Origin of the sequence: Solemya elarraichensis gill symbiont (assembly GCF_002021095.1) — a bacterium.
GTDB lineage: Bacteria > Pseudomonadota > Gammaproteobacteria > Chromatiales > Chromatiaceae.
In genome coordinates, this window is record NZ_MPRK01000044.1 from 1 (window position 1) to 10,139 (window position 10,139).

The 10,139-nt window shown below is 51.1% G+C and carries 10 protein-coding genes; 6 read left to right on the forward strand and 4 right to left on the reverse strand.

Annotated elements, in window-relative coordinates; translation table 11 throughout:
- Window positions 1–35: 35 nt before the first annotated feature.
- From BOW51_RS03610 to BOW51_RS11900, 4 genes are all read left to right on the forward strand, one after another.
- Window positions 36–1,511: a sigma 54-interacting transcriptional regulator gene (locus BOW51_RS03610; RefSeq protein ID WP_078476481.1), complete on the forward strand. Its 1,476-nt coding sequence runs from the start codon at window positions 36–38 to the stop codon at window positions 1,509–1,511.
- Window positions 1,512–2,149: 638 nt separating this feature from the next.
- Complete coding sequence (locus BOW51_RS03615) at window positions 2,150–2,713, forward strand: beta-class carbonic anhydrase (protein ID WP_245828438.1); 564 nt, start codon at window positions 2,150–2,152, stop codon at window positions 2,711–2,713.
- Between the two features lie 101 nt (window positions 2,714–2,814).
- Window positions 2,815–3,030, forward strand: coding sequence for an FmdB family zinc ribbon protein (locus BOW51_RS11895; protein ID WP_078476483.1), 216 nt, complete (start codon window positions 2,815–2,817; stop codon window positions 3,028–3,030).
- A gap of 52 nt (window positions 3,031–3,082) precedes the next feature.
- The gene (locus BOW51_RS11900) at window positions 3,083–3,529 is read left to right on the forward strand and encodes a MerC domain-containing protein (protein ID WP_370738150.1); all 447 of its coding nucleotides are present in this window, start codon (window positions 3,083–3,085) and stop codon (window positions 3,527–3,529) included.
- 467 nt (window positions 3,530–3,996) lie between these two features.
- Here the strand turns inward: BOW51_RS11900 and BOW51_RS03630 are convergent, their stop codons facing one another.
- Window positions 3,997–5,181, reverse strand: a complete 1,185-nt coding sequence (locus tag BOW51_RS03630) for a pyridoxal phosphate-dependent aminotransferase (protein ID WP_078476485.1) — start codon at window positions 5,179–5,181, stop codon at window positions 3,997–3,999.
- 89 nt (window positions 5,182–5,270) lie between these two features.
- On the opposite strand from BOW51_RS03630, the gene uvrB reads away from it, so the two are divergent.
- Window positions 5,271–7,277, forward strand: a complete 2,007-nt coding sequence (gene uvrB / locus BOW51_RS03635) for an excinuclease ABC subunit UvrB (RefSeq protein WP_078476486.1) — start codon at window positions 5,271–5,273, stop codon at window positions 7,275–7,277.
- Window positions 7,278–7,524: 247 nt separating this feature from the next.
- Window positions 7,525–7,827 carry a hypothetical protein gene (locus BOW51_RS03640; protein WP_078476487.1) on the forward strand — a complete coding sequence of 101 codons (303 nt, stop codon included), beginning with the start codon at window positions 7,525–7,527 and terminating at the stop codon, window positions 7,825–7,827.
- Window positions 7,828–7,980: 153 nt separating this feature from the next.
- Here BOW51_RS03640 and BOW51_RS03645 read toward each other — a convergent pair whose 3' ends face one another.
- From BOW51_RS03645 to BOW51_RS03655, 3 genes are all read right to left on the reverse strand, one after another.
- Complete coding sequence (locus BOW51_RS03645; protein ID WP_078476488.1) at window positions 7,981–8,913, reverse strand: carbon-nitrogen hydrolase family protein; 933 nt, start codon at window positions 8,911–8,913, stop codon at window positions 7,981–7,983.
- A gap of 162 nt (window positions 8,914–9,075) precedes the next feature.
- Window positions 9,076–9,792: a TIGR04211 family SH3 domain-containing protein gene (locus BOW51_RS03650; RefSeq protein ID WP_078476489.1), complete on the reverse strand. Its 717-nt coding sequence runs from the start codon at window positions 9,790–9,792 to the stop codon at window positions 9,076–9,078.
- Window positions 9,789–10,139 (reverse strand): Rossmann-fold NAD(P)-binding domain-containing protein (locus tag BOW51_RS03655; protein WP_503167663.1); only part of this gene is annotated, 351 nt, incomplete at its 5' end. The genes BOW51_RS03655 and BOW51_RS03650, both read right to left, overlap by 4 nt.

The window sequence follows — 10,139 nt, forward strand, 5'->3', positions numbered from 1 at the left end:
CTGGAAAGCAGCGTTAAATCGTTTTATGATCGAGTTTGAAGATCGACTCATTGACCATATTTGAACAGGGCAGTTACACAGAATTATCTACAGGCTCATGCGGTCTCGACAAAAACATCGACCTTGAACAGTATTCCGAGCTAATAGTCAGTATAAAAAACCAGATCGGCGGCAATTTCTCGCGTGCGTCAAGCGACCCAGGAGTTGTGCGGGTTGTTAGTACCCGCTGCCCCTTCGGAGATGCCGTCAAGGAAGCCCCAGAACTCTGCCGCATGACTTCCAGCGTGTTCGGTGGTATCGCAGCCCGCAACTTTGGTTATGCCAAAGTTGCCTTGAACAAACGAATTGCTACCAATGACGGGATTTGCGAGGTATCTATCTATACCGATCCTGACCTCGCAGCCCACTACGATGGCGACGAATATGAGAGCGATTCAGGGGTTGTCACCTCAAAATCTATCACCGCAGGCACCGCCATACGTATTGAAGAAGGACTAAAGAAAATGTGGTGCCATACGCAGCAACCTACTGCAAAAAACCTACCTAAGACTTTTTTCGTGGCCGAGTCGGCAGTGATGCGCCAAGTCTTCAAGTCCATTGAAATTGTTGCACCATCTGATGCCAGTGTTCAGATTACAGGGGAAACCGGTGTAGGAAAGGAATTAGTCGCGCGCTCAACGCACGCGCTCAGCAACCGCTGGCAACAACCCTTTGTCGTCGTCAACTGCGGCGCAATTCCAGAGAATCTGATAGAAAGTGCGTTGTTCGGGCACGAAAAAGGGGCTTTCACCGGCGCGTATAATGTCCACCATGGTTATTTCGAGCGCGCAGATAAAGGCACCTTGTTCCTAGATGAGATTGATGCGTTTCCGGTTTCAGCACAGGCGCAGCTGTTACGGATATTTCAGGAGGGGGAATTTGAGCGCGTGGGAGGCAGGCAGACTCTAAAGTCTGATGTGCGTGTCATATGTGCCTCGAACCGCAGCATTGAAGAGATGGTTGTTTCCGGCGATTTCCGTGAAGACCTATTTTACCGACTGAATGTTATTCCGATTCATATTCCGCCCTTGCGTGAACGCTTGGAAGATATTTCGGCATTGGCCAACCAATTTCTTCGCAAGCTGAGCGACAAGTATAAAGGTAAGCCCAAAATATTAAGCGAGTCTGCCTGGCTCGCGATGCTATCTTACTCATGGCCGGGTAACGTCCGGGAGCTGGAGAACATTCTTGAGCGCGCGTTCTTATTTTCACAAACCCATATTATCGATGAACTTGATATCACTGACTGCAATGCGCAGAAGTCGGTGGCTTCCAAAGATATCGACAATCTCAACTTGCGTAAGTTGAAAAAAGTCGCCGCCATAGAGCTGGAAAAAAAGATCATTCACGCCGGCCTCAGTCAATTCTCTGGGAATGTCAGTCAGGCCGCGCAGGCCATGGGCATTTCCACGCGTGCGGTGCACCAGAAATTAAAAATCCACGACATCAATCCGTTTGACTACCGGAAATAATTAACGTCGGCCGCAGACTCTGGCTGAGTTCGTTATAATCATCACGTGTTCTACGTTACTTGCCACCCGGCACAGCGAGCGCGAAACTACCTGCTGATCGATAATAGAAATCGTAGCGCCTCCTGAGTATCGAATTCCCGCGCAATTTCCTAAGAGCCTTTCAGCCCCACCCCTTGCCAACGAGGAAGTTACCACGAGTGCCGCTGCCTCGTCCCAGGTCCCGACATTATTATGTCCCATACCCAGAAACCTGCCTCTGCTCGAGAACCCCTCTTTGCGAAGCTACACTTCTCTTTGAGAAGTTGCGCTTCTCTCTGCAATTCTTGGCAACAAACTATAACCAATTGATAAATATATATTTAGCTATAAACCTCAAGTAACGCCTATAAACACCGCTGTGTCACATGCATTTATTTAAGTCATTGCAATAAATAGCAATAATCTATATGGCATGGAAACTGCTTAGTAGTTAGGTTGTCTTCATAGGTCGACGTACGACCTGTGGGCATTATCTTGGCCACCTAGGCCATATATATGAGGAATACATTATGTCTACTTTAAAACAGAGATTGGAAAATCGGGTTAAGGATACCACTAGGTGGGAAACCCGACGTCAGCTTGGAGCCGATGGCCCGAATATGGAAAACCTCTGGGTGCTTGCTTGTATGGACGAGCGCATGTCAGTCGATGAGGCACTCGGCATCCATGCAGATTCAGGGGTTGGCGGGGGTGATGCGCATCTGTTCCGAAACGCCGGGGGAATCGTGACTGATGATGCGATACGTTCGGCTATGTTGACGATAAATTTCTTTGGTACGACTGAAATCGTGGTAGTTCAGCATACGGGCTGCGGCATGTTGTCCGCCAATGGGCACGATTTGGAAGCAGCATTACGTGGCAAAGGCATCGATCTTGACAACATACCTATTGACCCCTCACTTCCTGAACTAAGTTTGGATAGCGGCGCCTTCGCAAAGTGGATCGGTATGATGGATGACGTTGATAAAACCTGCATAAAGTGTGTGGACCAGCTCCTCAATCACCCGCTGATTCCCGATGACATCACAATTAGCGGTTGGGTTTGGGAAACGGAATTCCGTCGACTCCGTGCCCCCGATGTTAATGCTGCAACCCGTGCGGTAACACAGGCTACGACTGCCTCCATGGGTGTGAAAGGCGATCAACCGCCTCGCTGGAGCTGATTCGGGATTTCAATCCACTCATCCTCCGGATGGTCAGGATTTAGGGATTATCTAGATCCTGGCCACCAATTTTCAAGCAAAATTAGACTAAAGAGTACGCTATGCCAACCTACGACTTCCAATGTACGCAATGCGGCTATCAACACGAGCTACTTCAATCCATGAATGCGCCCCCACCCGATTGCCCGACTTGCGGCGATTGTATGAAGCAGTTGATCCGCACGGCCCCCACGGTACACGGCGGGGCAGCTTTTGGACGAGAGCAGGCAGTACGCTCCCTACCACAGTGCGGCAAGGGCTGCAGTTGCTGCCCGTAGTTCGAACCGACTTGAGAAACCGATTGAGCAGGGGATATACATTATGAATACCATGAACCAAGCCTTTAACAACCTCAACTATAGGGACGCCTCCGGTGTCTGCACTTCACTACTCTGTGTTCTGCATTGTCTGGCAACGCCATTACTCATCACGGTACTACCGGTGCTTGCAGCCACCGAGCACGAGACGCATAGTGTATTCGCCGTCGTCATATTATTGCTCGGATTGCTCGCATTCGTTCCCGGATACCGCAAACACCGAAACAAATCTATCCCTGTCGCCGGAGCCGCTGGTGTAACCATGATCATTGCAGCAGCCGTGCTACCAGAGATGGAAAGTGGTGAAATAATTGAGACGCTGATGGTTGTCGCTGGTGGCCTTACGCTCATTGGCGCTCACTTGCATAACGCTTATTGGTGCAAGAATTGCCGGAGTTGCGGTGATAATTCCTGCAGACTTATAAATCAACAGGTACATATCCCAACTTCCATCGAATGAAGCGTATGTCCACATAATACAACCGTAGTATGGGGCATACAGATATCGATCCTTTGCTGCCTGTTGATGGCCACTGTAATCCTGTTCACCTGCGAAGCGAGGGAACAAACCACGATATTTCAGTTTGGCCATTGAGAAGATAACGTGGTTTGTCCCCTATAATTCCAATGACTGCTTCTGGCCGTTAGCGGATGTGATCTCAAAACATTAACCGTCTGCTTCTCAGTATGAAGAGCCTGTCACACCATCAGGATTTCTTTCTCACGACTGGCAGTTTCGGACTGGTAGCAGACGTAGAAGTCAGGCGGCTTCAACGACTGCATTGGGTCGGTAGCTGCCGGTGGAAAGATTTGACCTACTTCCGCTATTACCAAGGAAGAGGCAGTCAAGCTCAGCTGATGAGTGACCGCTTTGTAAGATTTGGTCGAAACTGAACTCCTAATGTTTCAGATCGAGTGTGAGTCAGTTCAGCTAATTGCTTTCTCGATACGATCCATGGCTATCTCGAGCTCTTCCATGCTGGTTGCGATAGAAACACGAAAATAGCCGGCAAGTCCGAATGCTGAACCAGGCACTACTGCTACCTCTGCCTTCTCGATCAGGTAGTCAGCCAGTTGCAGGTCGTCGGATATACCTTCCAGTGATTCGATCAGTGCGGTGGCTTTGGGGAACAGGTAGAAGGTACCGTCAGAAGGGAGGCACTCGATGCCCGGCATGCGGTTGAAACGTACAAGAACATAGTCATGGCGTTGCTTGAAGTGCACCAGCATATCGGTAATGCAGGATTGCGAACCATTGAGAGCCGTCTCGGCTGCATATTGGGAAATTGAAGTCGGGTTTGAGGTGCTCTGTGACTGAATCTTCTTCATCGCCTTGATGAGTTCGACGGGGCCACCGGCATAGCCGATGCGCCAGCCAGTCATCGCGTAGGCCTTGGAGACACCGTTGAGGACGATAATACGATCCTCGAGCTGTGGGCAGACGTTTAGAATGTTGCAGAAGCTGCTTCCTTCCCAGAGGATGTGCTCATACATGTCATCAGTTGCGATTACGATCTTGGGATGGCTTTCCAGCACCTTGCCAAGCGCTTCAAGCTCCTCCATGGTGTAGGCCATGCCGGTCGGATTGGAAGGGCTGTTGATCACGAAGAGACGTGTCTCTTCGGTGATGGCGGCCTCTAGCTGCTGTGGCGTGATTTTGAAATTCTGTTCGGCATCAGCATTGATGTAAACCGGAACGCTACCCGCCAGGATCGCCATGTCAGGGTAAGAGACCCAGTATGGCGCCGGAATGATGACCTCGTCACCCGGATCGAGAATCGCCTGGGCAAGATTGTAGAAACTCTGCTTGCCACCGCATGAGACCAGGATCTGGTCAGCCTCGAATGAAAAGTTATTGTCACGCTTGAATTTGTCGATGATCGCCTGCTTGAGGCTGGCAGTGCCGTCAACGGCTGTATAGCGGGTTTTACCGCTCTTGATTGCATCGATACCCGCCTGCTGGATATGCTCAGGGGTGTCAAAATCGGGCTCGCCTGCGCCGAGACCAATGATGTCCTTGCCAGCTGCTCTTAATTCAGCCGCGCGTGCGGTGATGGCCAGTGTGGGCGAAGGTTTTACAGCCTGGACTCGTTGTGACAGCTTTAATGACATCTTTGTGGTTTTCCTGACAGTTAAGATCGAAGTTGTGATCGATAATCTGTAATAATATCCAATTTACCCACTCCCGCGTAGTTCTTTTTATGTCCAGGCCGTTTGAAATTGCATCCAGTTACGAAGCCGCAGGTGACCAGCCTGCAGCTATCGCTCGTCTGGTCGAGGGTATCCATGACGGTGAGGCCGGGCTCACACTGCTCGGTGTGACCGGTTCCGGAAAGACGTTTACGATTGCCAACGTGGTTCAGGAACTACAGCGTCCAACGATCATTATGGCCCACAACAAGACGTTGGCAGCGCAGTTGTATGGCGAGATGAAGGAGTTTTTTCCGAACAATGCTGTCGAGTATTTCGTCTCATACTATGACTACTATCAGCCCGAAGCCTATGTACCGGCATCCGATACGTTCATCGAGAAGGATGCTTCGATCAATGAGCATATCGAGCAGATGCGTCTCTCGGCAACCAAGGCGCTGCTGGAGCGTCACGATACGGTGATTGTCGCCACCGTTTCAGCAATATATGGCCTCGGTGATCCACGCCAGTATCTCTCCATGGTTTTGCATCTGGTACGCGGGGATCAGATTGCGCAACGTGACATACTGCGGCGCCTTGCTGAACTACAATACAAGCGCAACGACGTGGTACTTGACCGTGGTACCTTTCGTGTACGCGGTGATGTCATCGATATTTTTCCTGCGGAATCGGAAGAGGAGGCGATCCGTATCGAACTGTTCGATGATGAGATAGAACAGATCAGCCTCTTTGATCCCCTCACAGGTGAAGTTCGGCAGCGCCCGGCGCGTTACACCATTTACCCGAAAACACACTATGTGACACCGCGCGAGACAATTCTCGGTGCCATCGACCATATCAAGGTTGAGCTGGCTGAACGCCTCGCGCAACTGCGTGATAACAATAAGCTGGTTGAAGCGCAGCGGCTTGAGCAGCGCACCCAGTTCGATATGGAGATGATGCTTGAGCTCGGCTACTGTTCGGGAATTGAGAACTACTCACGTTACCTGTCCGGGCGCAAGCCGGGAGAGTCACCACCCACGCTGTTCGATTATCTGCCGGATGACGCCCTGCTGGTGATAGACGAGTCACACGTCACGGTACCGCAGATTGGTGGCATGTACCGCGGCGACAGGTCACGCAAAGAGAACCTTGTCGAATTTGGATTCCGTCTGCCGTCGGCATTGGATAACCGCCCACTCAGGTTCGAGGAGTTTGAAGTACGTTCTCCGCAAACAATCTATGTCACGGCAACACCGCGTGACTATGAACTTGCGCATTCAGGAGCCGTGGTAGAACAGGTTGTGCGGCCAACAGGGCTGGTTGATCCCGAGGTCGAAATTCGCCCGGCAACTACCCAGGTGGATGACCTACTGTCAGAAATTCGCCTGCGTGCGGCAGCCGGTGAGCGTGTACTTGTGACCACGCTGACCAAGCGCATGTCCGAGGATCTGACAGAGTACCTGATGGAACACGATGTACGGGTGCGTTATCTGCACTCAGACATCGAGACGGTTGAACGTATCGAGATTATTCGTGACCTGCGCCTCGGCACTTTCGATGTGCTGGTCGGCATCAACCTGTTGAGAGAAGGGCTCGATATGCCCGAGGTGTCGCTGGTTGCAATCCTGGATGCAGACAAGGAGGGTTTCCTGCGTTCAGACACCTCGTTGATCCAAACCATCGGACGTGCAGCGCGTAATGTCAAAGGCAAGGCAATCCTTTACGCCGACAAGATTACAGGTTCTATGCAGCGAGCTATAGACGAAACGGAACGCCGCCGCAAAAAGCAGATCGACTATAACCTGGAACATGGCATTACTCCGAAAAGCATTATTAAGAATGTTGCAGATATCATGGAAGGTGCCTATCCGGGAGCGCCGATGAAGGCGAAGCAGTTCGCCAAGGTGGCGGAGCAGATGGCTGAATACGCATCGCTGACTCCACCGCAAATGGCGAAGAAACTAAAGGAGATCGAAAAGCAGATGCATCGCCATGCAGAGAGCCTGGAATTTGAAGAAGCGGCAAAGCTGCGTGACCAGTTAAAGTCGATCAGGGAGGCGGGACTTGTTGCCTGAATTTTTCTGATATTGAGAATTATCAAAGACACTCCGTCTGGTTTCGAGCAAAGTCACAAGTGGTGATATTCAGGTCGTATATTCACCTCCGTAGTTGGCCGTACCGCGAAAGCGGGCACGGCCATTTTTTTGTCCGTTGGATTTTATTGTTATTTATTTCTGAAAGTTTTCTCTTCCTCTGTGTGTCTCTTTTTACAAGGCCGTTCAAGACGACCTTGAAACAAATAAACCACTTAGGAGAAGGAACATGAATAAATTAATACAGACAACAGGCATTGCTCTACTTTTCGTATCAGGTACTGCATTTGCCGATGTGGAAGGTGCATTTCATACGGACGTCCATGCAGGCATAAGTGAGAGTGTCGCTGAAACAGGCGGCAACTATGGTCGCAGTGTTGATCCGATCGCAGCTGCATTCCCGGATAACCCTGAGCTCTATTCAGGACACGAGGCAGATGGAAGCGGCTCATCAGTAGCATCGAAACGCTCTTCACTGGACGTTCTTAATGCAGGCAATCCAGATTCAGAACTGTATTGCGGCTGCAGCTGATACAGTATGAGTGTTCAGATGATTGTGCTACACAACAAAGATTGTTTAACAGAAGGATGACCAGGCCAGGGATGGCACAAATACGGGGCTGGATCGAGTCTATCGATACCAGCCTGTGTGTTGAGAGCCCCCACCTTATAAAAATCACAAACCCTATTCGCAATTGATAGGCGTCTGACTCTTCCGATCAATATGCAGTGTAAAGATATCGGGTCGTGAATAATGGCCTGCAACATCGAATCCGCGTCGTGCAATGGCGACCTCGTCCAGGTCGATATCAGCAATGATAATCTCCTGGGTTTGATTAAAGGGGCCGGCTACCAGGCTTCCACGAGGTGAGATGACAACCGAATCTCCCGGGTTAATCCACTCTTCTCCATCGGGATAGAGCCGTTCCTTTTCAGGGAAATCATCCGGAATATCACTGTGGCGTGTGGCGACGCCCGCACTGATCACCCAGCAACAACCTTCACGGGCTATGTGTTGCATGGTACCAAGCCAGTCATCTCCGCTGTCGTATGTTGGTGCAACGTAAATCTCGACGCCCTGGGCATAGAGTGCAAAGCGTGCCAGTGGCATATAGTTTTCCCAGCAGATGAGAGCGCCGATACGCCCGCATGGTGTGTCGATGACTTTTAATCCGGATGCATCGCCCTGTCCCCATACCATGCGTTCCGGGTTCGTTGGCATCAGTTTGCGATGACAATTCAGCAGGTCTCCGTTAGGGCCGATAGTCACGACACTGTTATAGAGTGTGGAACGGCTCAATTTTCCATCGCGTTCATTGATGCCGGCAACAATGGTTAACTGGTGTTCGGCAGCAGCATCTCGCAGCGGTTTCAGGTCATCAGCCTCAAGATCCACAGCATTCTTCAACAGGCGATGATGTACTTCATCCGAAATACCCCAGTCACCGCCCGGGCGTAGTCGCCAGATCCATGCAGGGTAGCCGGGAAAAAATGCTTCGGGAAGTATAACCAGTTGAGCACCACCAGCTGCTGCTTCAGCGACAAGTTCGATGGCTTTTTGCATCGTTTGTTGTGCATCGAGAAGGACGGGGGAGTGCTGCACGATAGCAATCTGCATAACCTGATCTCCTGTTTGGGGCCGGGATTCATTCCGCTTGACAGGATAGTGGCAGGACACATTAACTCAACGGTCTGGCAAACGGGCGTAGGAAAATAGTACAGCAAACGGCCTGCTGATGCAGGCCGTGAAAGTTCGTGTGAAAGCTGTAACAGGTTGCTGTTACAATTCGCCCCAGCCGGAGTCCTGGCGACGTCCGAAACTGAGTCTCGGAAGGATGAAGCCGAACAGAATGCCGAGGAGCAGAACGGCGGCACCGATAATGAACCAGCGCTGATTGTGGCTGTTCTCATAATCACGCTTGACCTGCTGCAGGTCGGCGAGCTGCCGGGTCAGGTCTGTCACCTGCTTGCGCAGCTCGGTACGCTCCTTGGCAATGTTGATAGCGTTGCTCGCTGTCTGGTGAATGCCTGCAAGCTCCTGCGTCAGTTTATTCTTCTCGTCAGTAGCGGCCTGATAGCGTTCCTGCAGCTTGGTGTAATCAGTCGTCAGCTGCACAAAACGCGAACGGATCTGGTTATTGGAGAGATTTTCCAGTTGTGCCAGTGTTGCTTCGGTGAGCGGTGGGTTGACACAAGTGCGGGGCTCATCCATCAGTTGGCGTGATAGTACATATCCGACCTTGCCTGATTCGGTTTTGACCTTGGTGTAACCATCTTTCTGGTTTACCGAGATAATCTCGAGCGGGGTTCCGCTTCTCAGGCGTGCCAGGATCTTGTATTTAGTTCCTTCACCTGCGCGCATGTTAATCAGCAGGCTATTGGATACATACCTGGGTTCTGCCCCTGTCTCTGCTTCTGTTTCTTGCGCCAGCGCAAAAGGTGCATTGAGAATCAACACAACAAAAGCTGTCAGGCAGAGGGTAATTATTCTTTTCATTGCATCAGGAACTCGATCAGTGCTTTCTGGGCATGCATTCTGTTTTCGGCCTGGTCCCAGACAACACTCTGTGAACCGTCGATAACTTCAGCGCTGACTTCTTCGCCACGGTGTGCGGGCAGGCAGTGCATGAAGAGTGCATCTGTATCGGCAACGTGCATAAATTCCTGTGTAACGCAGAAGCCTTCGAAGGCTGATTCGCGTGCCTTCTGCTCATCCTCCTGTCCCATGCTTGCCCACACATCGGTCGTGACCAGGTGAGCGCCTTCCGATGCAGCCATCGGATCGCGAATGATCTTGCAGCGGTCGCCGCCACGGGCAAGGATTTCAGGATAAGGGTCGTAACC